At 45.6% G+C, this 24,889-nt stretch carries 23 protein-coding genes; 12 read left to right on the forward strand and 11 right to left on the reverse strand.

What is annotated here, in order from left to right; all coding sequences use genetic code 11:
• The 5 genes from ACED25_RS19745 to trxA all read right to left on the reverse strand — a co-directional run.
• Nucleotides 1–258 (reverse strand): 2Fe-2S iron-sulfur cluster-binding protein (locus ACED25_RS19745; protein ID WP_371695919.1); only part of this gene is annotated, 258 nt, incomplete at its 3' end.
• Nucleotides 255–2,096 carry a 4-hydroxy-3-polyprenylbenzoate decarboxylase gene (gene ubiD / locus ACED25_RS19750; protein WP_017103319.1) on the reverse strand — a complete coding sequence of 614 codons (1,842 nt, stop codon included), beginning with the start codon at nucleotides 2,094–2,096 and terminating at the stop codon, nucleotides 255–257. The genes ACED25_RS19745 and ubiD, both read right to left, overlap by 4 nt.
• A 98-nt stretch (nucleotides 2,097–2,194) precedes the next feature.
• A complete protein-coding gene (locus ACED25_RS19755) occupies nucleotides 2,195–3,190 on the reverse strand; it encodes a hypothetical protein (RefSeq protein ID WP_102249493.1) in 996 nt (331 codons plus the stop codon).
• Nucleotides 3,191–3,300: 110 nt separating this feature from the next.
• Complete coding sequence (gene rho / locus ACED25_RS19760; protein ID WP_009848197.1) at nucleotides 3,301–4,560, reverse strand: transcription termination factor Rho; 1,260 nt, start codon at nucleotides 4,558–4,560, stop codon at nucleotides 3,301–3,303.
• A gap of 199 nt (nucleotides 4,561–4,759) precedes the next feature.
• On the reverse strand, nucleotides 4,760–5,086 hold the full coding sequence (trxA, locus tag ACED25_RS19765; RefSeq protein WP_009848196.1) for a thioredoxin TrxA: 327 nt from the start codon (nucleotides 5,084–5,086) through the stop codon (nucleotides 4,760–4,762).
• 111 nt (nucleotides 5,087–5,197) lie between these two features.
• On the opposite strand from trxA, the gene rhlB reads away from it, so the two are divergent.
• Together rhlB and gppA are read left to right on the forward strand one after the other, a co-directional pair.
• The gene (rhlB, locus tag ACED25_RS19770) at nucleotides 5,198–6,508 is read left to right on the forward strand and encodes an ATP-dependent RNA helicase RhlB (RefSeq protein ID WP_009848195.1); all 1,311 of its coding nucleotides are present in this window, start codon (nucleotides 5,198–5,200) and stop codon (nucleotides 6,506–6,508) included.
• Nucleotides 6,509–6,514: 6 nt separating this feature from the next.
• On the forward strand, nucleotides 6,515–8,008 hold the full coding sequence (gene gppA / locus ACED25_RS19775) for a guanosine-5'-triphosphate,3'-diphosphate diphosphatase (protein ID WP_017098557.1): 1,494 nt from the start codon (nucleotides 6,515–6,517) through the stop codon (nucleotides 8,006–8,008).
• A gap of 100 nt (nucleotides 8,009–8,108) precedes the next feature.
• Here gppA and ACED25_RS19780 read toward each other — a convergent pair whose 3' ends face one another.
• The 3 genes from ACED25_RS19780 to recQ all read right to left on the reverse strand — a co-directional run bounded on the left by ACED25_RS19780 (nucleotide 8,109) and on the right by recQ (nucleotide 11,268).
• Entirely contained in the window at nucleotides 8,109–8,780 is a 672-nt protein-coding gene (locus tag ACED25_RS19780; RefSeq protein ID WP_371695920.1) for a 7-cyano-7-deazaguanine/7-aminomethyl-7-deazaguanine transporter, read from the reverse strand.
• Nucleotides 8,781–9,051: 271 nt separating this feature from the next.
• Nucleotides 9,052–9,363, reverse strand: a complete 312-nt coding sequence (locus ACED25_RS19785; RefSeq protein ID WP_009848192.1) for a DUF3630 family protein — start codon at nucleotides 9,361–9,363, stop codon at nucleotides 9,052–9,054.
• Nucleotides 9,364–9,429: 66 nt separating this feature from the next.
• A complete protein-coding gene (recQ, locus tag ACED25_RS19790) occupies nucleotides 9,430–11,268 on the reverse strand; it encodes an ATP-dependent DNA helicase RecQ (protein ID WP_017103321.1) in 1,839 nt (612 codons plus the stop codon).
• A gap of 179 nt (nucleotides 11,269–11,447) precedes the next feature.
• On the opposite strand from recQ, the gene rarD reads away from it, so the two are divergent.
• The 5 genes from rarD (at nucleotide 11,448) to tpx (ending at nucleotide 17,130) form a co-directional block, all read left to right on the forward strand.
• Nucleotides 11,448–12,356 (forward strand): EamA family transporter RarD, encoded by a 909-nt coding sequence (gene rarD, locus ACED25_RS19795; RefSeq protein WP_371695921.1) that lies wholly within the window; start codon nucleotides 11,448–11,450, stop codon nucleotides 12,354–12,356.
• Between the two features lie 86 nt (nucleotides 12,357–12,442).
• The gene (locus tag ACED25_RS19800) at nucleotides 12,443–13,237 is read left to right on the forward strand and encodes an AraC family transcriptional regulator (protein WP_371695922.1); all 795 of its coding nucleotides are present in this window, start codon (nucleotides 12,443–12,445) and stop codon (nucleotides 13,235–13,237) included.
• A gap of 99 nt (nucleotides 13,238–13,336) precedes the next feature.
• A complete protein-coding gene (locus ACED25_RS19805; RefSeq protein WP_371695933.1) occupies nucleotides 13,337–13,999 on the forward strand; it encodes a LysE family translocator in 663 nt (220 codons plus the stop codon).
• A 91-nt stretch (nucleotides 14,000–14,090) separates the two neighbouring features.
• A complete protein-coding gene (gene ggt, locus ACED25_RS19810) occupies nucleotides 14,091–15,848 on the forward strand; it encodes a gamma-glutamyltransferase (protein ID WP_371695923.1) in 1,758 nt (585 codons plus the stop codon).
• Nucleotides 15,849–16,632: 784 nt separating this feature from the next.
• On the forward strand, nucleotides 16,633–17,130 hold the full coding sequence (gene tpx, locus ACED25_RS19815) for a thiol peroxidase (RefSeq protein ID WP_371695924.1): 498 nt from the start codon (nucleotides 16,633–16,635) through the stop codon (nucleotides 17,128–17,130).
• Between the two features lie 135 nt (nucleotides 17,131–17,265).
• Here tpx and uvrD read toward each other — a convergent pair whose 3' ends face one another.
• Nucleotides 17,266–19,440 carry a DNA helicase II gene (uvrD, locus tag ACED25_RS19820; protein ID WP_009848185.1) on the reverse strand — a complete coding sequence of 725 codons (2,175 nt, stop codon included), beginning with the start codon at nucleotides 19,438–19,440 and terminating at the stop codon, nucleotides 17,266–17,268.
• A 264-nt stretch (nucleotides 19,441–19,704) separates the two neighbouring features.
• On the opposite strand from uvrD, the gene ACED25_RS19825 reads away from it, so the two are divergent.
• The 4 genes from ACED25_RS19825 (at nucleotide 19,705) to ACED25_RS19840 (ending at nucleotide 22,114) form a co-directional block, all read left to right on the forward strand.
• Nucleotides 19,705–19,965 (forward strand): DUF2282 domain-containing protein, encoded by a 261-nt coding sequence (locus ACED25_RS19825; RefSeq protein ID WP_004736650.1) that lies wholly within the window; start codon nucleotides 19,705–19,707, stop codon nucleotides 19,963–19,965.
• Nucleotides 19,966–20,029: 64 nt separating this feature from the next.
• On the forward strand, nucleotides 20,030–20,890 hold the full coding sequence (locus ACED25_RS19830; RefSeq protein ID WP_371695925.1) for a DUF692 domain-containing protein: 861 nt from the start codon (nucleotides 20,030–20,032) through the stop codon (nucleotides 20,888–20,890).
• Nucleotides 20,887–21,654 (forward strand): DNA-binding domain-containing protein, encoded by a 768-nt coding sequence (locus ACED25_RS19835; protein ID WP_017098563.1) that lies wholly within the window; start codon nucleotides 20,887–20,889, stop codon nucleotides 21,652–21,654. Before ACED25_RS19830 ends, ACED25_RS19835 begins: the two co-directional genes overlap by 4 nt.
• A gap of 1 nt (nucleotide 21,655) precedes the next feature.
• A complete protein-coding gene (locus ACED25_RS19840) occupies nucleotides 21,656–22,114 on the forward strand; it encodes a DoxX family protein (RefSeq protein ID WP_371695926.1) in 459 nt (152 codons plus the stop codon).
• A gap of 86 nt (nucleotides 22,115–22,200) precedes the next feature.
• Here the strand turns inward: ACED25_RS19840 and ACED25_RS19845 are convergent, their stop codons facing one another.
• The gene (locus ACED25_RS19845) at nucleotides 22,201–22,482 is read right to left on the reverse strand and encodes a hypothetical protein (protein ID WP_004736654.1); all 282 of its coding nucleotides are present in this window, start codon (nucleotides 22,480–22,482) and stop codon (nucleotides 22,201–22,203) included.
• A gap of 102 nt (nucleotides 22,483–22,584) precedes the next feature.
• Nucleotides 22,585–23,784, reverse strand: coding sequence for a multidrug effflux MFS transporter (locus ACED25_RS19850; RefSeq protein WP_371695927.1), 1,200 nt, complete (start codon nucleotides 23,782–23,784; stop codon nucleotides 22,585–22,587).
• A gap of 101 nt (nucleotides 23,785–23,885) precedes the next feature.
• On the opposite strand from ACED25_RS19850, the gene ACED25_RS19855 reads away from it, so the two are divergent.
• On the forward strand, nucleotides 23,886–24,827 hold the full coding sequence (locus ACED25_RS19855; RefSeq protein WP_012605070.1) for a LysR family transcriptional regulator: 942 nt from the start codon (nucleotides 23,886–23,888) through the stop codon (nucleotides 24,825–24,827).
• The last annotated feature ends 62 nt before the right edge of the window (nucleotides 24,828–24,889 follow it).

The raw sequence follows: 24,889 nt of genomic DNA on the forward strand, positions 1-24,889 counted from the left end.
GGTTAGAACTAAATTACTTTCTGCAAATGCTTGGCAAGCAAAAATCCAACCTTGTAACTGCTCTTTCTCTGTGAGCATGGGTTCAAGGTGGTAACTCACTTTGCCTTCTAATTTTTTGCACATACACATAGCGCATGCACCAACTTGGCAGCGGTTTGGAAAATTGATATTGCTGTTGAGCGCAGCATCCAAAACCGTTTGCCCTTTTTCTACGGTAAAACTGATATTTTCTGGGTATAAGATTACTTGGAAGCTCATGAGATTCCTAGTTGTTCCCAAATGCTATCAATCTTTTTAACGACGTCTGGGTTCTTAGTGATTGGAACACCCCACTCACGCAGGCATTCACCTTCAAACTTGTTCGTCGCATCTAGACCCATTTTTGAGTGTCCAGTTTGGTTTTTCAGGAAGAACGTATCTCTTGCCGGATCCATTCTTGTGGTCACCGCCCAGATAATGTCATTCCAGTCACTGACGTTAACGTCACTATCACATACGATGACAAACTTGTTCTCATCAAACTGAGACCAAACCGCTTCAATGATTTTCTTACCGTTACCTGCAGCTTGCTTATCGATAGACACAACGACCATGCACGCATTGTCATTCTGCAAATGAATATCAATAATTTCAGGGAAAGTTTCGGCTAGCTCAGCTAGGCAACCTTCAATATGCTGACTGTCTATAGGTAAAGGTTTAGCATTAGGCGATAGTGCCAGCTCCGCATCCCACTTCTTAGTAATGTCTAAACCCATTTTTGAGCCTAAACCTACCACTGGCGATGCGAAGTCTAGTGAATCGATAGGTGTGTTCTCTATCATCAGGCTATCACGAGACGGATCCATATGTTCACACATAGCAGCGGTCACTTGAGACCAATCACGTGCGTTAACATCCTCATCGCATACCAAAACAAATTTGGTGTACATGAATTGGCGTAGGAAAGACCATACACCCATCATCACTCGCTTAGCGTGACCTGGGTATTGCTTCTTCATGGTCACTACTGCCATTCGGTAAGAACAACCTTCAGGTGGCAAGTAGAAGTCTTCTATCTCTGGGAATTGCTTTTGAAGAATAGGAACAAACACTTCATTTAACGCAACACCTAATACTGCAGGCTCATCAGGTGGACGGCCAGTATAGGTACTGTGATAGATCGGATTCTCGCGCATGGTTACATGAGTAATAGTAAACACATGATGCTTTTCTTTCTCGTTGTAGTAACCAGTATGGTCTCCGTATGGTCCTTCGTCTGCGAACTCATTCGGGTCGATATAACCTTCCATTACGATTTCAGCACTCGCTGGCACTTCTAGGTCGTTACTGATTGATTTAACGACCTCAGTTTTACTGCCACGTAACAAGCCGGCAAACGCGTATTCCGATAAGGTATCTGGAACTGGCGTAACGGCACCAAGAATGGTGGCAGGATCGGCACCAAACGCTACCGATACAGGGAATGGCTTGCCTGGGTTGGTTTCCATCCAATCACGTAGATCAAGCGCTCCACCACGGTGGGCCAACCAACGCATGATGATTTTATTCTTGCCGATCTTCTGTTGACGATAGATACCTAAGTTTTGGCGTTTCTTGTTTGGACCACGAGTAACCGTTAAACCCCACGTTAGCAACGGCGCGACATCGTCCGCCCAACAGCTCATCACCGGAATTTTATCTAGGTCGACGTCATCACCCTGCCATACGATTTGTTGACAGGCCGCCTTACGAAGACGCTTAGCTGGCATATTTAAGACCTGCTTAAACACAGGCAGCTTATCGATAGCGTCTTTAAAGCCTTTTGGTGGCTCGGGTTCTTTTAAGTAAGCAAGCAACTTACCTACTTCGCGTAACTCTTTGACCTCTTGACGCCCCATACCAATGGCTACCCGATCAGGTGTACCGAATAGATTGGTCAAAACAGGCATGTCATAGCCTACGGGATTTTCAAATAAAAGAGCCGGGCCACCAGCACGTAGAGTACGGTCGCTAATCTCGGTCATTTCATAGTCTGGGTCGACAGGGTGAGAAATGCGTTTCAACTGACCAATGCTTTCAAGATGGTCGACAAAATCACGTAAATCTTTAAAACTCATAGGGCTTCTACATGCTGATTATTCTGCGCTCAGTATATCAAAAAGGGTGACGCTGAGATCCCCCTTTTTAGTGTGGTTATTGAGAGGCAAAATCCACTTTACGGTAATGCTTGCTCGATCAAAGAGCTCTTCACCTGAGGGTTATCATTCACAAGATCTTGCAACCAGAGCGTGTGACCTTGTTTGGCTAATTCACGGGCGACTAATGGCGCTTCATCGGCAATCGCCATCCTAGAGACAAGGAACTGCTTCACCTCTTCTGATAGCGGGTTCACCTTGGTAAGCAAAGTAATCGCTTCATCTTTCAAACGAGGATTCTTAGTCGCTGCCATTACCTGTTCCAACGCGAACGTTTGTTTAGTTTTAGCAAGTCGCTCTAACTCTGCTTGGCTATGATAATCGGCCTTCATTCGCCATAGAATCTTATAGACCTCAGGGTCTTCGCTCACTTGCGCTAATCGAACTACCACCTCGGTAGAAGGTAACCAGCTAACAATAGAAGATGCGGTGAGTTGCTTAGTCAGATAGTCAACCGCTTCAGGAGACAAACTGTCTAGCTCTCGAATTAATAGTGCTTCTCGCGTTTGAACTTGATGCTCAGGCCCTGACAACCACTCATTAAGGTTAAGTTCCCGCTTTTCTGCATCCAGTACAAACACCAGTGTCTTCTGGTCTTGGTGCCATTGCTTGATCAGTCGATTAGCAATCGAAGGGTAATTAAAAGCAGGTACCGTAAACTCGTAGCCATCCCCACGCTCTAATACTTGGTAGGTCGGCGTGATAGCGAGTTGCTGTTCTATGAAAATAGACATCTTAGGGGTGAGAACGATCTCTTGCTGTTCGATCTTCTTCAAGAGCCGGTAACGAGCCACCTCTTGCTGGGGAAATGTCAGACGCTCAAGCGAAAAGCGTAGCGAATTGACTTCGTCACGCACGACAAGCTCGAGTAATTCAGCAGTTTTCAGTTTTACTTGATCATTCTCAAGCCAAGACTCTACTGTAAGTGGAGACATCTCGGTGGCATAACTCATACCAACCGGTGAAAGTAACAGTGAAGTAGACAGGAGTAATGATGACAACAGTCCATGTTGCATTTTAACTTCCTCGTAACACTTTTGCCCATTCTGCAAGCTGTCGCTACAAAATGCAAATAAAAAGCGCCACCCGAAGGCAGCGCTTTTTAATAACTATAAGCTAATCAATACTACTGACGACGCATAGCGTCAAAGAACTCATCGTTCGTTTTAGTCATTGCTAGCTTGTCGATAAGGAATTCCATCGCATCGATTTCGCCCATTGGGTGAACAATCTTACGCAGAATCCACATCTTCTGTAGTTCATCGTTCTTGGTAAGAAGCTCTTCACGACGAGTACCAGATCGGTTGAAATCAATCGCTGGGAATACGCGTTTTTCAGCAATCTTACGGTTAAGGTGCAGTTCCATGTTACCTGTACCTTTGAATTCTTCGTAGATAACTTCATCCATCTTAGAACCAGTATCAACCAGTGCTGTTGCGATGATAGTTAAGCTACCGCCTTCTTCTACGTTACGTGCCGCACCGAAGAAACGCTTTGGACGATGTAGAGCATTCGCATCAACACCACCAGTAAGAACTTTACCTGATGAAGGAATCACAGTGTTGTAAGCACGAGCTAGACGAGTAATTGAATCCAGTAGGATAACCACGTCTTTCTTGTGTTCAACAAGACGCTTCGCCTTCTCGATTACCATTTCTGCTACTTGTACGTGGCGAGATGCTGGTTCATCAAACGTCGATGCGATTACTTCGCCTTTAACTAGGCGCTGCATTTCTGTTACTTCTTCTGGACGCTCATCGATAAGTAGAACCATTAGTTCACACTCAGGATGGTTACGGGCAATGCTTTGAGCAATATTTTGCAGAAGCATTGTCTTACCCGCTTTTGGCGGAGCAACAATCAGACCACGCTGACCTTTACCGATTGGAGAAGCAAGGTCAAGAATACGAGCTGTGATATCTTCAGTTGCACCATTACCCGCTTCCATCACCATACGTTCGTTGGCGTGAAGAGGAGTAAGGTTTTCGAAAAGAATCTTGTTACGAGCGTTATCTGGTTTATCGTAGTTAACCGTATTTACTTTAAGCAGAGCAAAGTAACGTTCGCCATCTTTAGGTGGACGGATTTTACCGCCAATAGAGTCACCTGTACGAAGGTTAAAACGACGAATCTGGCTCGGTGATACATAAATATCATCAGGACCAGCAAGGTATGAGCTGTCTGCGCTACGTAGGAAGCCAAAACCGTCTTGAAGAATTTCTAGAACACCATCACCAAAGATGTCCTCACCACTTTTTGCGTGTGCTTTAAGGATGGAGAAGATAATGTCTTGTTTTCTTAAGCGAGCTTGATTTTCAAGACCTAGGCTTTCGCTAAGTTTAACAAGTTCAGACACAGGTCTGTTCTTCAGTTCAGTAAGATTCATAGTGGTGGAAGTTTGTTTAGTCAAAATAGGGTCTGTTTTCTTAAGTTAAGAAGGATTTGGTCACAGGCTCGACCAAGAAGAGAATTTGTTCAATTAACGTGCGATAAATTAGCACTAAAACTAAGACTAGTCCATAGCTTAGAAAAAACAAAACCGCGCATTTGTTAACTGCGCGGTTTCTTTTCAAATACTCACCTGATTATAGGTTAGCGTCTAGGAACTCTTTAAGTTGAGTTTTAGACAATGCACCAACTTTAGTTGCTGCTACGCCACCGTCTTTGAAAAGAAGTAGCGTTGGAATGCCGCGAATACCGAATTTTGGTGGAGTACCAGCATTTTGGTCGATATTTAATTTACCGATTGTGAGCTGACCTTCGTACTCGTTTGCGATTTCATCAAGAATCGGCGCAATCATTTTACATGGACCACACCATTCTGCCCAAAAATCAACAAGAACAGGGCCTGCAGCGTTGATTACATCGTTATCAAAACCGTCATCAGTTAGCTGCAAAATCTTATCACTCATCTTCCACTCCAATGTATTTTTTAGAACTGGTTGGATGATAACCAGTAAATAGATGCCCTATTGGAATGTATTTACTTTCGTATTGCAAGCTTAAGCTGATATTCTATAGCAATGAAAAAGACGCATATCACAGAGCAAAAGTTCGCCGACTTGGATTTACTTCCGCAAGTCATTGAAGGATTGGAGAAAAAAGGGTTCGACTATTGTACCCCTATCCAAGCCTTGGCGCTCCCGGTACTGCTCACCGGCCAAGACATTGCAGGCCAGGCCCAAACGGGTACTGGTAAAACGCTTGCGTTTCTTACTGCTACTTTTAATCACCTGCTAAAAACACCTGAGCATGAAGGCCGTAAGCCTAACCAGCCACGTGCGATTATTATGGCACCAACGCGTGAACTCGCGATTCAGATCTACAACGATGCTGACTCTCTGGTTGCAAGCACAGGTATCAAGGCAGCATTAGCTTACGGTGGCGAGAGCTACGACAAGCAGCTAGGTAAGATCGAAGAAGGCGCAGATATCTTAATTGGTACGACTGGTCGCATCATCGATTTCTACAAACAAAAGGTATTTAACCTTAACCACATTCAAGCCGTTGTTCTTGACGAAGCTGATCGCATGTTCGATCTTGGTTTCATCAAAGACATCCGCTTCTTGTTCCGTCGTATGCCAGAACCTAAAGATCGCCTGAACATGCTGTTCTCTGCGACACTGTCTTACCGCGTACAAGAACTTGCATTCGAACACATGCACAACCCAGAGCATGTTGTTGTTGAACCTGAACGTAAGACTGGTCACCGTATTCAAGAAGAGCTTTTCTACCCTTCTAACGAACACAAAATGGCTCTTCTACAAACGTTAATCGAAGAAGAGTGGCCAGATCGCGCAATCATCTTCGCTAACACTAAGCACAAATGTGAATCAGTTTGGGGCCACTTGGCTGCCGATGGTCACCGTGTTGGTTTGCTAACGGGTGATGTTCCTCAGAAGAAACGTGAAAAAATTCTTGAGCAATTCACTAAAGGTGATGTTGACCTGCTTGTCGCAACGGATGTTGCAGCACGTGGCCTACACATCCCTCAAGTAACACACGTATTCAATTTTGACCTACCTGACGATTGTGAAGATTACGTTCACCGTATCGGCCGTACAGGTCGTGCTGGTGAAAGCGGTCACTCGATCAGCTTTGCTTGTGAAGATTACGCAATCAACTTGCCACCAATCGAAGAATACATTGAGCACGCTATCCCAATGTCTGACTACGATGCTTCTGCACTACTGGAAGATCTGCCAGCACCGATGCGCTTACGTACACGTAACCCGCAACAACGCCGCTCAAACAACAATGGCCCACGCAACGGTAACCGTAAACCAAACCAGAATCGTCGCCCACGCCAACCGCGTCATAACAAGGAAGCTTAGTCGCTTATGAGTCAAACAGTGTCACCACCGCTTTATGCTGCAATCGACCTCGGGTCGAACAGTTTTCATATGCTCGTTGTGCGTCATATCGATGGCAGCGTACAAACCATGGCTAAAATTAAGCGCAAAGTTCGTTTAGCTGCAGGCTTAGATGAAAATAATGCGCTTAGTACTGAAGCCATGCAGCGCGGTTGGGACTGTTTGAGTCTCTTTGCAGAGCGACTGCAAGATATTCCGAAAGAAAATATCCGCATTGTTGGTACAGCGACACTACGTACCGCTATCAATGTGGATATATTTCTCGAGAAAGCGAACCAGATCCTTGGTTACGACATCAATGTTATCTCTGGTGAAGAAGAAGCTGCGACTATCTATAAAGGCGTAGCACACACTTCTGGTGGCAGCGGCCGCCGACTAGTGGTTGATATTGGTGGTGCAAGTACCGAGATGATCATCGGTGAAGGTTTCTCAGCCAAAGCCTTAACCAGCCTAAAGATGGGTTGTGTTACTTGGCTTGAACGCCACTTTAAAGATCGCCAATTAACCGCAACCAACTTCAACAATGCCATTGAAGCGGCTAAGTCTACGTTGGCTCCTATCCTAGATAGCTACACTGATATCGGATGGGATGTGTGTGTTGGTGCCAGTGGTACCGTTCAAGCACTGCAAGAAATCATGTTGGCGCAAGGCATGGATGAAGTCATTACTCATGCCAAACTCAAGCGTCTACAGAAACAAGCGATGATTACAGAGCGCTTAGAAGAGCTTGAGATTGAAGGCTTAACCCTTGAGCGCGCACTAGTGTTCCCAAGTGGTCTTTCTATTCTTATCGCGATTTTTGAGCTGCTTGAAATTGATTCAATGACACTCGCTGGCGGCGCACTCCGTGAAGGTCTCGCCTACGAGATGGTTGATGAGTTTCGCCAAGAAGATATCCGCGCTCGTACCATTAAGAGCGTGCAATCACGCTACCAAATGGACGTAAGCTACAGTGAACAAGTTGCTGTAGTCGCACAGACTCTATTAGAGCAAGCGGGCGCCGAAACGTGGGTTTCTGAACCTCAAGCAGGTGTGCTATTACAAACAGCGGCGAAGCTTCATGAGATTGGTTTAACAATCGATTTCAAAAAAGGCGGCGAGCACAGTGCTTACCTACTGCAGAACTTAGACCTACCTGGCTTTACTCGAGCGCAAAAGCACTGCTTGGGTGAGTTAACACGCCGCTACCGCGAACAGTTAACTTCATTGCCAGAGCAACATGCAATCTCAGGTACCAGCAGCAAGCGTATTTTACGAATTCTGCGTTTAGCTATTTTGTTGACTCACCGTCGTAATCCAGCGCTTGAGCCTGAGTTCAAGCTGACGACGGATGACAACAATCTGACCTTGACGCTTTCTAAGCAATGGCTAGCAGACAACCCGCTGACCGCTGCTGAGCTAGAGATCGAGTCGAATAGACAAACCGATATTGGCTGGCCATTGAATATTGAATGCCTCTGATATTAGTATCTGACGCTAGAAATTAAAAAAGCCCAAGTTAGTCTACTAACTTGGGCTTTTTCTTATCGCTGCATTAATGCTTTGCGTTACAAATCTAAACTTAAACGTTAACACCTGTCGCTTTAAAATCAGGGTTCACAGCGGTTAGCTTCTTAACTACGTAATTTAGAAGCACACCGTACATTGGAACAAATAGACCTAAGCTGATGATAAGCTTGAATCCGTAGTCGACCAACGCAATTTCAGTCCAGTGCTCAGCCATGAATGGATCTGGGCTTTGGTAGAAAGCAATCGCAAAGAACGCGATGGTATCAATGGCATTACCGAATAACGTTGAACACGTTGGCGCAACCCACCACTGCTTCATTTGGCGTAAGCGGTTGAACACATGCACATCCAAGATTTGGCCAAGCAAATAAGCCATGAAGCTTGCCGCTGCGATGCGTGCAACAAACAGGTTGAATTCGCCTAGTTGACTAAAGCCTTGGAATGAACCTTCAAAGAACACCACAGACAATAAATAAGATACGGCTAGCGCTGGTAACATCACTAAGAAAATGATTTTACGAGCAAGTTGCGCACCAAAAATACGTACGGTCAGGTCGGTCGCTAGAAAGATAAACGGGAAAGTGAAAGCACCCCAAGTGGTGTGCATACCGAAGACGGTAAAAGGTAGCTGAACCAAATAGTTGCTTGATGCAATAATCACCAAATGGAACAAAACTAATAGTGCTAAGGCTTTGCGCTGTTGCGCAGGGGTAAAGTTACTCATGCTGTACCTTTTTAGTTTGGTTTGGGGGTGAGGGAACCCAAATCGAGTCATTTCTTCGAATAAACTAAGAAAGCTCTTACCAATAATGTGAATTAAAAATGTTTCTATAATTTGCTCTATTGAGCGGCGGGCGATTATACATTAATCAATATTGGCTGCAACGGTGAGAACAAACGCAAACGTTTATCCTCACTTTTATTGATGAATGGCGTTAGAAGCCAAGTTTTAAAAGCCAGGTTTAGAAGCTACGTTTCAGAAGCCATGCAAAAAGTTAAAAACCGCGCTTGAAAAGCGTCGCGAGATAATCAAACTCTTCTCGGCTTTCTTCAGCGTTTAACGACTCAAACCAAATTGATTCACTGTAATGCTCAGACTTTAAAAACATTCGACAATCTTCAAAATCAATCAACCAAGAATGCATATCAGCGTCCCATTGCTTTTCAACAACAGACGCTGACAGCAATGCCACCAGCTTTTCACCTAGCACTTCATAAGAATCAAAATCAAAACTTGGAGACGTAATCAATAAACGCCCTTCCTCAGCCAAATACTCTCTTAAGCCAAATTCTGTTGGTGTTGTCATGTCCCTATCAACCTTATTCTTTTTCTGTAAGCCAATCGTTTTTATAAGCTAGTCGTTTCTTGCAAGCTAGCCGTGTGTGGTGATGTGTTCTTGAATCAAATCTAAGAATGGGTCTGCGTACTTATCAAGTTTACGCTGACCAACGCCATTGACTGCCAGCATCTCACCATAAGATGTGGGTAGGATTTCGGCCATATCAATCAGTGTCGCATCACTGAATACCACGTATGGTGGCAAGCCATCTTCATCAGCAATCGACTTACGCAGCTTACGCAGTTTGGCAAACAGCTTCTTATCGTAGTTCTTACTGCTAAGTTTATCGGACTTCGCATTACGCACTGCGGTATCTAAACGAGGCACAGCTAGCTCCAAAGACATCTCACCACGCAGTAACGGGCGGGCTTCTTCTGTTAACTGTAATGTCGAGTTACGAGTGATGTTTTGGAACAATAAACCTTTGTGAATTAGCTGACGGAAGATACTGATCCAGTAATCGTGGCTGTGGTCACGGCCAATACCGTAGGTAGAAAGCTTATCGTGACCATTATCACGGACACGGATGTTCTGCATACCGCGCATCACTTCCACCACATAGCCCATACCAAATGACTGATTCACTCGGTACACACAAGACAACGCCTTCTGTGCCTCTTGGGTCGCATCAAAGTGTTTTGGTGGGTCTAAGCAGATATCGCAGTTGCCACATTGCTTCTCGCGATATTCGCCGAAGTAGTTCAACAGAACCTGACGACGACAGGTTTGCGCTTCGGCAAAGGCACTCATTGCGTTCAGCTTGTGCATCTCAACTTGTTTTTGTGGGCCTTCTTCTTTCTCATCCAGCATACGACGCAGCCAACCCATATCAGCCGGATCAAACAACATCATGGCTTCAGCAGGCAAGCCATCACGACCAGCACGGCCAGTCTCTTGATAGTAAGACTCGATGTTACGTGGAATATCAAAGTGCACCACAAAGCGTACGTTGGGTTTGTTGATGCCCATACCGAAGGCCACGGTAGCAACAACGATCTGAATATCATCACGTTGGAAGGCTTCTTGAACGTAAGCGCGCTCATCGGTGTCCATGCCTGCGTGATAACCCGCAGCACGAATACCGTTATTGCACAGCTTCTCGGTCACCATCTCCACTTTCTTACGGCTACCACAGTAGATGATGCCGCAATTGCCTTTCTGTGTTTCTAGGTAGCGAACCACCTGTGACACGGGCTTGTGCTTCTCAACTAGGTTGTAGCGAATATTAGGGCGATCGAAGCTGCCTAAGTAAGTGTGCGGCTCCACCAGCTGCAAACGCGAGATAATATCTTTGCGCGTCGCATCGTCAGCGGTTGCTGTCAGCGCCATATACGGCACATGCGGGAAATACTGTTTAAGCTGGCCTAGCAAAGCATACTCAGGGCGGAAATCGTGTCCCCACTGAGAGATACAGTGTGCCTCATCCACCGCAATCATCGAAAGCGGCAAACCTTGTAAGCGCTCGATGAAGTCACGCATCAACACACGCTCTGGTGAGGCATAAACCATCTTCAATTGGCCTGAGTTCATGCGGTTGAACACGCTCAACAGTTGTTCGCGTGGCATCGATGAGTTTATGCACTCAGCCGCCACACCATTTGCTTTCAATTGGTCGACCTGGTCTTTCATCAATGAAATGAGCGGTGAGATAACCAAAGTCAGCCCATCACGAACCAAAGCCGGGATTTGGTAACACAGAGATTTACCACCACCAGTTGGCATAATCACCAAGCTGTCTTTACCTTCAACGGCTAGGTCTATGACCTCTTGCTGACCATCACGAAAGCTTTGATAACCAAAGACATCTTGTAAGATATCTTGCGCATCATTCGCGGGAGTTGGTGTTTGCTCAGCAATCAGAGTGGCGGTCATTGTGGTTCCTAATCAAGGTATAAAGTCAGCGTGCAGCATTGGCAAGCAAGGCGCACATTGTAGAGGGGAACGCTGGCGAATTAAACCGCAAATTGTTAGGTGAAAAGGGTTATCGCTCCTATACTGACCAACTCTCTTATAAATCTTATTAATAAGCACTCAGTGCTAGAGAAAGATGCATGACTCCAGAAGAACAACAACGTACGCGCCAAGGTATTTTGCTTGCTGTCGGTGCTTACACCATGTGGGGTATCGCCCCTATATATTTCAAATCTTTAAGTGAAGTATCCCCGTTTGAGATTCTTAGCCACCGTGTAGTATGGTCTTTTTTCCTACTCGCTTTTCTACTGCACATGAGTCGTGGCTGGCGTAAGGTTCGAGACACCATCACCTCCAAGCCCAAAATGCTCTATTTAGTCGCCACTTCGATTTTAGTGGGCGCCAACTGGCTTATTTTTATTTGGGCGGTGAATTCCAATCACATGCTCGATGCCAGCTTAGGCTATTACATCAATCCGCTGATTAACGTGTTGCTCGGGATGTTCTTCCTTGGCGAACGCTTACGCAAACTTCAATGGTTTGCCGTTAGTCTTGCTGCGATTGGCGTGATAATTCAATTGATCGCGTTTGGCTCTGTGCCGATCGTTGCCATTGCCCTAGCCTTCAGTTTTGGTTTCTATGGCTTGTTACGTAAAAAGGTTAGCTTGGAAGCTCAAACTGGCTTATTCATTGAGACGCTGGTGATGCTGCCTATCGCCGCAACGTACTTGTTGTTTATCGCAGACAGTGCAACGTCAGATTTTTCGATGAACCCAATGCAGCTCAATCTATTATTGGTTGCAGCAGGAGTGATCACCACGGTTCCACTGCTTTGTTTTACTGGCGCTGCAACCCGCTTGAAGCTATCGACACTCGGTTTCTTCCAGTACATCGGCCCCAGCTTAATGTTCTTGCTCGCAGTTCTGATTTACGGTGAAGCCTTTACTTCAGATAAAGCGATTACTTTCGCCTTTATTTGGGGCGCTCTGGTTATTTTCAGCTTTGATGGCCTGCGTAACAACAAGAAGAACAAACGCGCTAAGCAGTAACACTGATCGTTTTTTACAAGACAATCCCTTAATACGAAGATAAGCTTGGTTGAATTGATGACTATTTGACCAAGCTTTTTTGTACCATGGATAAAGTCCACTACTACTCTACCCCAACAGAAGATATCAGCCTGATCCAAGCTCAGTACCAAGAGTTTGCCTTTCAGCGCCACTATCATTTGGACTTTCACATTGGCTTAATTACCCAAGGACAGCAGAAATTCGTCTATAAAGGGACGAGCCATAATGTTGGTGCTGGCCAAGTTGTTATCATGCCACCCGATGAACTGCATGATGGGCACTCCAAGCTCGATTCAGGTTATCAAGTCAGTGTGTTTGCGGTTTCTCCCCAATGGTTTCAAGATCTTGCCGATCCCAAGAAAAATGGTCACACATTAGGCTTTTCTGAGCTGATCCTCTCCGATCAAGCTGCATTTTCACAATTACGCAACTTACATGCCCTGTTAATCAATCAAAACATCAGCCAACTCGCTCAAGATTGCTTACCTTTCGAAGGATTCTCGACGATTGTCGATCGTTATGCGAAATTTGGATCGAAAAGCGACATCAAACTGGGTAATCAATCGATTGATACGCTAAAAGACTATTTGATGGCGAATTTGGATCAACCAGTGCGATTAGAACAACTGTCTGAGTTGTGTGGTTTAACCACGACTCAATTCCAACGCCATTTTAAAAACAAAATGGGCATTACGCCTTATGCATGGCTAAGCCGTTTACGCATGGAACAAAGCATGCGCCTGATTAAGTCTGGGATATGTGGTACTAAGGTTGCGCACCAAGTAGGCTTCTATGATCAGGCACACTTCTCTAAGGCTTTCAAAACCACGTTCGGTGTACCACCCTCACAAATCAACTAAGTGTTGATAATTTACAATTGCTCGATTTCAAATCACGGTAAGCTACGCTCAATACGATTACTTATTTAAAAATAGCGGCAACGTTATTGAGAACTGATGATGAACGAAGTCACCATACTGATCACCCTAGCCTCTATCCACTTCATCGCTTTGATGAGCCCCGGCCCTGACTTTGCGTTAGTCGTACAAAATGCGACGCGTCACGGACGCCAGACAGGCTTGTACATTGCGCTTGGCTTATCTTGCGGGATCTTGCTGCACTCACTGCTGAGCCTGACGGGAATCAGTTACCTAGTCCACCAGCAACCCACACTATTTGCCATTATCCAATTGGCCGGCGGTAGCTACTTACTGTACTTAGGTTACGGTGCACTTAAAGCAACCTGGCAAATCATTCAGAACCACGATGATGACGCCGACACCGTTAATTCGAAAGATCTGATTCTGACCAACAAGCGAGATGCATTTTCTAAAGGGTTTATGACCAACATTCTCAACCCAAAGGCTTTGGTGTTCTTTGTTAGTTTAATGTCGAGCTTAGTCCCTGCGGATATGTCGCTGTCAGGCAAAGGCTTTGCGCTGATCATCCTATTTGGCCTCTCACTGTTTTGGTTCTCACTGCTGGCGTGGATGCTTTCAACCAAAACACTGCAGAAGAAACTCAGCGAAGCGACCGTTTACATCGATGGCTTGTGTGGCGTGTTATTCAGCCTTATTGGCGCGAGTATTCTTTGGCAGTCACTGTATGGTTTAATCGCTTAAATTCGAATCAAGATTACAATTCGTTAACAACGCTCTGGCTATCTCATCTTTCCACTGCCAATCTAGCTCTGCATATTAAAAGGAGAAGATCATGCAGTGGAAAACAAAACTAACAACCCTCGCCACTTCTACCCTACTTTTTGCCTCTCACGTCAGTTGGGCAAATCAAGCTGCCGATTCCGTCGCACCCGAACAAAGTAGTGGTTTAGAAACCAAACAACTCGTTAAAGCTAATGATTGGATGGTCACCGCAGCCAACCCTCTTGCCACACAAGCCGGCGCCGATGTACTTGCTCGTGGTGGTAACGCCATTGATGCCATGGTTGCCGTTCAGCTTATGCTTGGCTTAGTAGAACCTCAGTCATCAGGTATTGGTGGCGGCGCGTTCCTTGTTTATTTTGATGGCAAGGACAAGCAACTCAAAACCTACGATGGCCGTGAAACCGCGCCGCTTGATGCCACACCACGTCTATTCCAAGACGAAAACGGCCAACCGCTTAAATTCTATGATGCCGTGGTTGGCGGTCGTTCTGTTGGCACGCCAGGCACAGTGCAATTGCTGTGGGACACTCACCAGAAGTACGGAAAACTAGAGTGGGCATCACTGATTAAACCTATCGCTCAGCTAGCTGAAGAAGGTTTTATTATTAGTCCACGCTTAGCTACCTTGATTGAAAATGACCAACAGCGACTAAGCCGATTTGCCACAACTAAGGCTTACTTCTTCAATGCCGATGGCAGCCCGAAAACAGCGGGGACTCAGCTTAAGAACCCAGAGTACGCGGCAACGTTAAACGCTATCTCAAAGGATGGTGCTAAAGCCTTCTATCAGGGTGAGATCTCTGCCGACATCATTAATACTGTGCAAACTGCCAAAGGTAACCCTGGCGTATTGGCACAGAAAGATTTCGATGCGTATTCAATTAAGCAACGTGAGCCTGTTTGTTCTGCTTATGAAAGCTATCAAGTATGTGGAATGGGGCCACCAAGTTCGGGTGCATTAACGGTTGGGCAGATCTTAGCGATGACCGAGCAGTTTGACCTCAAATCATGGGGACCAAACGACGCAAAATCTTGGCAAGTGTTAGCAGACGCTTCTCGCCTAGCCTTTGCTGACCGTGGTATGTACATGGCCGATCAAGATTACGTACCGATGCCAACCCAAGGGTTAGTGAATACTGACTATTTGCAGGAACGTGCCCAGTTAATTACCGCAGGCAAGGCATTAGAAAGCGCACCATCAGGCACGCCACCGTGGGATCACGCTATGCTGCGCAGCCAAGATGTTTCTATTGAATTACCGTCCACCAGCCACTTCAATATTGTCGATAGCGATGGCAATGTCGTGTCGATGACCACCACCATTGAGAATGCCTTTGGTTCACGCTTGATGGTGAGAGGCTTCCTACTCAATAACGAACTAACGGACTTCTCATTCAAGACCCACAACGATGGTAAGCCTATCGCTAACCGACTTGAGCCGGGTAAGCGTCCACGCTCTTCAATGGCACCCACCATCATCATGCAAGACGATAAACCTTACATGGCGATTGGCTCTCCAGGCGGTAGCCGTATCATAGGGTATGTGGCACAAGCGATCATCGCGCATACCCAATGGGACATGGATATTCAGCAAGCCATCAACCAACCACACTTCCTAAACCGCTTCGGTACCTTAGATTTGGAAAAAGGAACATCGGCGGAAAACTTCAAACCTGAGCTAGAAAAGATGGGATTTGAGGTCAACGTTCGCGATCTTAACTCGGGTTTACACGCTATTCGTCTCACAAAAGACGGCCTAGAAGGCGCTGCAGACCCTCGTCGTGAAGGTGCAGCCATTGGCCAATAGGAAATAACCCTCCCTTTTTACTCGCTGCCTTGTGCGAGATCTCTCACAAGGCAGTGAGTAAATATCGATATTTGATGACGAAATTAGTCACCTCGACATCGTAAACAATTGAAATTAAAAGATACGTACATTTATTATTCAAATAATTATATAGAAATTCGCTTATGCACCATTGCTGATAAATAAGGAATCGGTAATATGAATGGTGTCGGAAGGATGCTGACACGGAACAGGAAACGCCAAGGACTTGGTTATCTTCAGGATGAAGATTCGATTACTCAGGATGAATAATCGGCATGGATAGCGAAATGGACATTGAATGGACGCAATAGTAACTAGGATGGTTGCTACTAAGGAAAGACAATGGACACCTCTGGACGAGGAAAGGACTGAACATCAGGATGATGTAAAGGACACCGCTCAAGGAACAAGTGACGCGCGCTAACGAGGATTGTTGGCAGATCAGGATAAGATCAAGGACACCGCTAGGAAGGCGACGAAAGGAATACGCTGAAGGGTAACAGCACACTATCATGGATTTGATGCATGGAGCACACTTAGTAGCCGGATTGCTGCGAGTAAGACTATAGACCCCGATGAGCACAAGCTCTCGGGGTTTTTCTTTATCTATCGTTTCATTTATTCCCCTCTCAAACAAATAAATCAAAGACCTTTGATTACAATTCTGACATTTAAAGCATTCACTTCTTAACCACTTCCGAGTAACGTAAGTCGAACTAGACTCAACTAGTTTCATAACCATAATTAAACTAAGGACAAATTCATGTCACACGTTACCTTCAAAGGCGCTGCTGTACCGCTAACAGGCACATTCCCACAAACAGGTGAAAAGTCACCAAGCTTTGCACTGACTGCAGGCGATCTTTCTGAACTGACTCTTGCTTCTCTTGAAGGCAAGAAAGTGGTTCTAAACATCTTCCCAAGCATCGACACAGCCACTTGTGCAACGAGCGTACGCACGTTCAACGCAAAAGCGGCAGAGCTTGAGAACACGGTTGTTGTTTGTATTTCTGCTGACCTACCGTTTGCTGCGGGTCGCTTCTGCGAACTAGAAGGCATTGAAGGCGTTCAACACGCCTCAACTTTCCGTTCTCCTGCATTCGCATCAGACTACGGCGTAGCGCTCGCTGAAGGCCCACTATCAGGCCTAACAACACGCGCAGTTGTCGTTGTTGATGAAAAGGGTGTGGTAACACACAGCGAGTTGGTTGCAGAGATCACTGAAGAACCAAACTACGAAGCGGCACTTGCAGCACTGTAAGTCTCACTTTGAGGCAGCAATGCCTTAAGCTTGTATTAACCTAATTTAGGTCGGTACAAAGCAATAAAAAGAGCAGCCATTGGCTGCTCTTTTGGTTTTTAATAATGAACGAGTTTTAGATACCGAACTAGTAGATTAAAGCTGCTCTAATCGAGCGTAAGCCGTTACTAACCACTTAATCCCTTCACCGTTAAACGCAACTTGAACTCGGCTTTGTGGGCCACTTCCCTCGAAGTTGATGATGGTACCTTCACCAAACTTAGGGTGCTTAACGCGAGAGCCTAAGCTAAAGCCTGTTTCGTTAAAGTTCTCTTTCACGGCGGTTTGGCTAAAGCGACCACTGCTTGCAGGGCGACTCACTTGCGCCTTCATACGCACTTCATCCAGACAGGTCTCTGGTAGCTCACGAATAAAGCGAGATGGCTTGTGATACTTGTCTTGACCGTACAAACGACGCATCTCGGCGTAAGTGATGTAGAGCTTCTCCATCGCACGGGTCATGCCGACGTAACACAGACGACGTTCTTCTTCTAAACGCCCCGCTTCTTCTGCCGACATCTGGCTTGGGAACATACCTTCTTCAACGCCAACCATGAATACCATTGGGAACTCTAGGCCTTTGGCACTGTGCAGAGTCATGAGCTGAACCGCATCATCAAATTCATCAGCCTGACCTTCACCCGCTTCCAAAGCCGCATGAGTCAAGAATGCCGTTAGCATGCTCATTTCATCCGCTTCTTCTGGTTTTTCAAACTGACGCGTTGCCGTTACCAATTCTTCCAAGTTCTCAATACGAGCCTTCGACTTTTCGCCTTTCTCTTGCTCGTACATCGCAAACAAGCCCGACGATTTGATCACGTGGTCGGTTTGCTCATGAAGTCTCAATTCTATGGTGTCATCTTCAAGTGCATTGATAAGTTCAATAAAACGGCTCAATGCACCCGCAGCACGACCGGGTAGTACTTGCTCTTCTATCAGAGCAACACTGGCTTCCCACATAGTTGCACCACGATCACGCGCTGCAAGACGAATTGTTTCTAACGTTTTATCACCCAAGCCACGAGTCGGCGTATTGACGACACGTTCGAATGCCGCATCATTGCTGCGGTTACTCATTAAGCGCAGGTAACTCAAAGCATCTCTGATTTCCTGACGCTCGAAGAATCGCATGCCACCGTAGATTCGGTAAGGCAGACCACCTTGGATAAGCGCTTCTTCAAGCACACGAGATTGGGCGTTATTACGATAAAGCATTGCGGTATCTTCTAACGCACCGCCTTTCTCTTGCCACTCTTTGATTTTGCTGACCGTGAAGCGCGCTTCATCTAACTCGTTATAAGCAGAGTAAACAGAGATTGGCTCACCATCGTTGCCATCAGTCCACAGCTCTTTACCCATACGCTCAGTATTGTTCGAGATAAGCTCGTTAGACGCCTGCAGAATGGTTTTGGTTGAACGGTAGTTTTGTTCGAGTCGAACCGTTGAAGCGCCTGGAAATTCATCCAAGAACTTCTGAATATTTTCAATTTTAGCGCCACGCCAGCCATAGATAGATTGGTCATCATCACCCACGATCATCACGCGACAATCCGGGCCTGCCATCATGCGAAGCCAAGCGTATTGGATGTTGTTGGTATCTTGGAATTCGTCGACAAGAATGTGCTTAAAGCGAGCTTGGTAGTGCTCGCGGATGTGTTTCTTATCGCGCAATAGTTCATGCGATCGCAACAAGATTTCAGCAAAGTCGACCAAGCCAGCACGATCACATGCCTCTTGGTAAGCAGAGTAAATCTTTAACCACGTTTGAGTTATTGGATCATGGTAGGCGTCAATGTGACTTGGGCGTAACCCTTCGTCTTTCTTGCCATTGATCCACCAAGAAGCTTGCTTGGCTGGCCACTGCTTTTCATCAAGGTTTTGCGCCTTAATTAAGCGACGTAGTAAGCGAATCTGATCATCTGAATCAATGATCTGGAAATCTTCTGGCAATTTTGCATCTAGGTAGTGAGCACGAAGGATGCGGTGACAGATGCCATGGAAGGTGCCGTTCCACATGCCTGACGAGCTGCCCATCATCAACTCTTCAATACGACCACGCATTTCTGCTGCCGCTTTGTTGGTGAAGGTAACTGACATAATAGAGAACGGTGATGCTTGCTCTACACTTTGCAGCCAAGCGATGCGATGCACCAACACTCGCGTTTTACCACTGCCTGCACCTGCCAGAATAAGTAGGTTTTCTAAAGGTGCCGCGACCGCCTCACGTTGTTTATCGTTTAGGCCATCGAGTAAAAGCGAAGGATCTATCATTGGATATGCTCACTACTGGGTATTTATACATAAAAGTTGATTATAACCTAAACACTAGGCTGCGTTTAGGATAATAAGAAGAAAAAACAATCAAAAATTAACATCATAAATTCAGTAACTTAAAAGATAAAACATCATTAATATTGATATTTTTTATAATGCCGTGAAATTATTTCCCGGTTGTTCCTATCCTTTTTAGTAAGCAAGTTAACAATCCATTAACCTGCGATATCAAAATACTATTAAGTCCTAGAGGGAATGACTATGAAAAATTCTAATCTTGCTGTTACAGCTGCAATCACAAGTGTACTAGCGTTCGGCGGTGCAGTTCTTACATCAGCACCTGCGGAAGCAGCAGCAAAAGAAAAATGCTACGGCGTGGCAAAAGCTGGCCAAAATGATTGTGCAACTAAAACAAGCTCATGTGCGGGTACAGCAAAAGAAGACAACCAATCCGATGCATTCGTGGTCGTTCCTAAAGGACTATGTGGCAAATTATCAGGTGGTAATACTCAATCATCATAATTGAGCTGCTTAGTATGGTGAGCTGGCATTCAGCTCACCTCCACTTCTTGTTAGGAGAATCGTTGTGACTCAAACTCTTCACCCCAACGCAGGGGTTGGCCTTAGAACACCGCACTTGGACTTCTTTAGCCAAAATCCAGCCTTAGTAAGTTGGTTAGAAGTTCACAGCGAGAACTACTTCTTAGCTCAATCACCGCAACGCCAACAACTCAGAGAAATTCGTCACGCACACAACATCAGTTGTCACGGTGTTGGGTTGTCGCTAGGTTCTGTTGAGCGCATCAACCAACATCATCTTGTGCAATTAAAAGAGCTCATTGATGATATCGAACCCTTCTTAGTTTCTGATCATCTCAGTTGGAGTCAGACAGGTGGTCATTACTTCAATGACTTGTTACCGCTGCCTTATACCGAAGAAGCGCTAGAGGTCTTTTGTCGCAATGTCATCGAGGTACAAGACAGCCTGCAACGCCCTATGCTGATTGAGAACCCATCGAGCTACCTTGCCTTCAAGCATTCAACCATCCCAGAGTGGGAGTTTTTAGCCGAGGTACAAAAGCGTACCGAGTGTCGCCTACTGCTCGATTTCAATAATATTTTTGTCTCATCTTTTAATCATGGCTTCAGCTGTGAAGAGTATCTAAGTGGAATACCGGCAGACAAAGTGGAAGAGATTCACTTGGCAGGTTTCACTAAGAAGAAACTCGAGCAAGGTGAGATCTGGATAGACACCCACAGTAAACCTGTCTGTGATGAAGTGTGGCAACTTTATACTCAGTGGATAGCAAAGCACAGCTCTCGCCATACCTTGATTGAGTGGGATCTAGATATCCCAGAGCCACAAGTCTTATTGGCTGAAGCAACCAAAGCCAGTGACATCTTGTATCAACACGACAAGTTCAATCAAAGGAGTCGCGCATCATGAGCTACTCCCTATCTGATGTTCAATCAGAGTTTGCTAACGCCCTACGCTACCAAAACAGTGGTGAGCATTGCGATATAGTGAGCGACCACTTTACTGATGAACAGCGTATCCAGATTTATCGCAATAACTTTGTGATTAGCTTGAGTGAGGTACTCGCTGCAACCTACCCACTCACCGAGATGTTAGTCGGCGAAGAGTGCTTCCAACAGATGGCTCGTCAACATGTCTTAAGTTATCCATTAACCTCTGGTGATGTCAGTGGTTACGGTGAACACTTTGAACAAACCATCCAAGCCTTTCCTGCGGTTATTGAGGCTGCACCTTACCTTTGCGAAGTGGCTATTTATGAATGGAACAAAGACAGCTTGATGAGAAGCGTTTCAGAATCAAAAGCCGACCAACGTCCTCTTGCTGGTTTAGCTGATGTGCCACCAGAGCAACAAGGCGCTTTAGTCTTTCATCTCAAAGATTCAATAACGCTCATTAATTCTAACTATACGATTATCGCGCTTGAACGCGCTATCTATCAGCAACAACTCGATGGGTTAGACATCAACCAACCTGAGTTTGGGGTGTTAATACGAGCCGATAATTCTCAGATTGATAGTCATCACTTGAGTGAAGAATGCCATCAGCTACTTCGCGAATTTCAATCAGGCCAAATGCTCGTAGCGATAGACCCTTCATTACTACAACATCTGAATACTGTCATGGCGCTTAACGTCATCTCAGGCTTTTCAATCAATGCCGAATTGGAGACATAATATGGATAACAACACAGTCACAAACATGATGGCTCAATACGACAGTTTGATTGAGAAATCACAAGCACTCTTTGTTCCGGTGCTACTGCTATTTTGTCGCCTATGGGTAGCGTGGGTATTCTTTAATTCTGGCCTAACCAAGATAGCGACTTGGGATAGCACCCTTTACTTGTTTGAGTTGGAATACCAAGTGCCACTGTTACCTTGGGAGTTAGCCGCCTACATGGGCACCGCAGCTGAATTGATTCTGCCGGTATTATTAGCGCTTGGTCTATTAACACGACCTATGGCAGCGGTGCTGTTCGTTTTCAATATCATTGCGGTTGTGTCTTACCCAGTGTTATGGGCGCAAGGCTTCTATGATCATCAGTTGTGGGGATTAATGATTCTTATCGTTGTCGTATGGGGCGCTGGGCCATTCTCACTTGATAGAATCTTAAAAGCGCAATTCAAAAGCTAAACCTCTTTTCCATGGTCTCTAAATTTACATAGGTCCAAAACGCAAAAAACCACTCAATTGAGTGGTTTCTTTTTATCTGGAATAAACTACTTGTTTAGAAAAGCTTGTAGCTCTTCAGCAGAGATACCTTGCTCGGCTAGCTCTTTTGCTAGTAGCTGAACCTGCTCACCCTTACGAGACTCTACCACACGCTGAAATTGGTAAATGATGTCTCGCAAAGTATCGATTGGAACTTGTTTTGCCGCACTGCGAATACGCTCTTCACTTTGGTTTCCTAGCTCTTTAAGCAATTTACCAAACATGACCTTTTCAGGTGCATCTTCCATTTGTTCTAAGATGCGCGCCATTTCGTAGGTTGTTAATGACATTACAGTATTTTCCGTTGGGGACTAACGTTTCAATGAGTGACAAATATACCATGTTTTAACGTTTCGCAAACCGCCATTTGTATATTTTGTCACCCTTGAGACTTATGCCTTAGCAAACGTCGTGTGCCACGACTTACCTGCTTTGCTCGCAAGCACTAACAATGCTGGAACAATCAGGAACATTTGTAGCGCAATCATCACTTGTGATGTTAAATCAAGGCGCTGCATGGTACCAACCAGTAAACCTGAGCCACTCATTTGGAACAAACCAAGCAATGCAGCTGCGGTACCCGCACGGTCACCGAAAGGTTCAAGTGCCTTACCGGCTGCGGCACCAAGAATCCAAGCGAAGCCAACTGAAGATAGGAAAATCGGTAGCATGAATGCGATCGCGCTAGCATGCTCAGCAAGAAGTAACATAACCACACCCGCTAAGCCAAGCGTTGAAATACCGACAACCAATGCTTTGTAAGTACCAAAACGGTCCATAAACTTCGGCGCAGTGAATGCAGCTGTGATGTTGATAACCGCGTTGATACCAAACCAGAACGTAAACTCATTCATGGTCAGGCCTAGGTTTTCCATCAGCACAACAGGTGCAGAGGTAACGTAAGCCAGGATTACTGCCATTGCCATCAAGCACAATGTCGCATGGAAGATGAATGATGGTGTTTTCAATACCGACCAGTAACGCTCAAGTTTGAACACCGCGACCTTTTCTGTCGCTGGATTAGACTCTTTCATTTGGAAAAACAAAATGGTGCCAACCACGACAGCGAACACAGCCATGAAGCTGAAGTTCGAGCGCCAGCCAAACTGTTGAGTCAACCACGCACCAAGAATCGGTGCTAATGCAGGAATAAAGCAAATGGCACCATTAAGGTAACTGATCATACGGCCACTCTTCTCAGGGCCAAATAGATCGCGAACCGTCGCAAAGGCTGCTACAGAAGTCGCACAAGCTCCTAAGCCTTGTAGCAGCCGAGCTATTAGCATCATATCAATCGATTGAGCTGCCCACGCCAAGCAAGCACTCAATGCATAGATACTAACACCTCCCAATGCAACGGTTCGACGTCCTAGCTTATCAGCCAAAGGGCCTGCAAATAATTGCCCGACACCCATGGCGAATAAAAACCAAGTAATCGTATCTTGTGCTAGTGCGTGTTCCACGTGAAACGCTGTTGAAATTTGTGGCAGAGCTGGAAGATAAATATCTATAGCCAGAGGGCTAAATAGAACCAGCATTGCCAATAAAGCAACCTGCAGTTTACTAGGGGTTGGAAGCGCGTTAGAAGGCACAAGATTCTCCGAATGAGTTAATTTAGGTGCATAATAACCAACTAAAGATATGAACAAAAATGGCATATACTCATTAGCATTATTCCAAATAGGAAACTCACATGAATATCGAGAAACTATCACGCCTCGACCTCAATCTATTGGTTTGCTTACAAGTGCTGATGGAAGAGCTGAGTGTCACTCGCACCGCACACCGATTATGCTTGAGCCAATCAGCGGTAAGTAAGTCGCTAGCCAAGCTTCGTGAACAATTTAATGACCCCCTTTTTACGCGAAGTGCTCATGGCCTACGACCAACACCGAAAGCTGTGTTCCTCAAGCCTCGGTTAGAAACGTTGATCAACCAACTTGATGTACTTACCCAGCCTGAGACATTCATTCCCAACAACAGTGACCATAGCTTTCACATTGCTGCCGTTGAAAGTGTGTACCCACTGATTCTTCCTCATTTCTTACCGGCGATATTTCGACAAGCACCTAAGGTCAATATCAACACCCACGCGTGGACAGAACAAACCTTTAAGAAGCTGCAACTTGGCGAACTAGATATCGGACTCACTGGCAAAGACATCGACATCAACGATGCGCGTTTAACTATGCTGCCGCCAGACGACATTTGCGAACAAGAGATCTACCGCGATGCACAGATGTGTGTACTAAGACGCAACCACCCTGCTCTGAGTGGTAAATGGGATCTGGAAACCTACCTTGCGCAGCGTCATGTACAAGTAAGGTGTGATGGTAACGACCGCTGGCTGCTCGACTACAAACTGGCTGATCTTGGCCATCAACGTGATATCGCTATTTCTGTTCCAGACTTCAATAGCGCCGCAAGTCTGTGTACTTACACCGACTTTGTGTTTACCGCACCAAGCCACTTTACTTACCTCGTCGCCAAGCAACTCGACTTAGTGGTTGTCCCTTTACCAATGGAATTCCCACCGATGGCATACACTCTGTTTTGGCACCGTGACAGAGAAAATGACCCAGCCTTAACTTGGTTGCGAGATATCATCAAAGAAAAAACTCTGCACCTTAGATAAAAATGGCGTACAGCGTTTGCAGCAAACGAACAAAAGCGCTAGCTTATTGACCTAATAAGTCC

Source organism: Vibrio sp. 1F263 (assembly GCF_041439035.1).
GTDB classification, from domain to species: Bacteria; Pseudomonadota; Gammaproteobacteria; order Enterobacterales; family Vibrionaceae; genus Vibrio; species Vibrio tasmaniensis_A.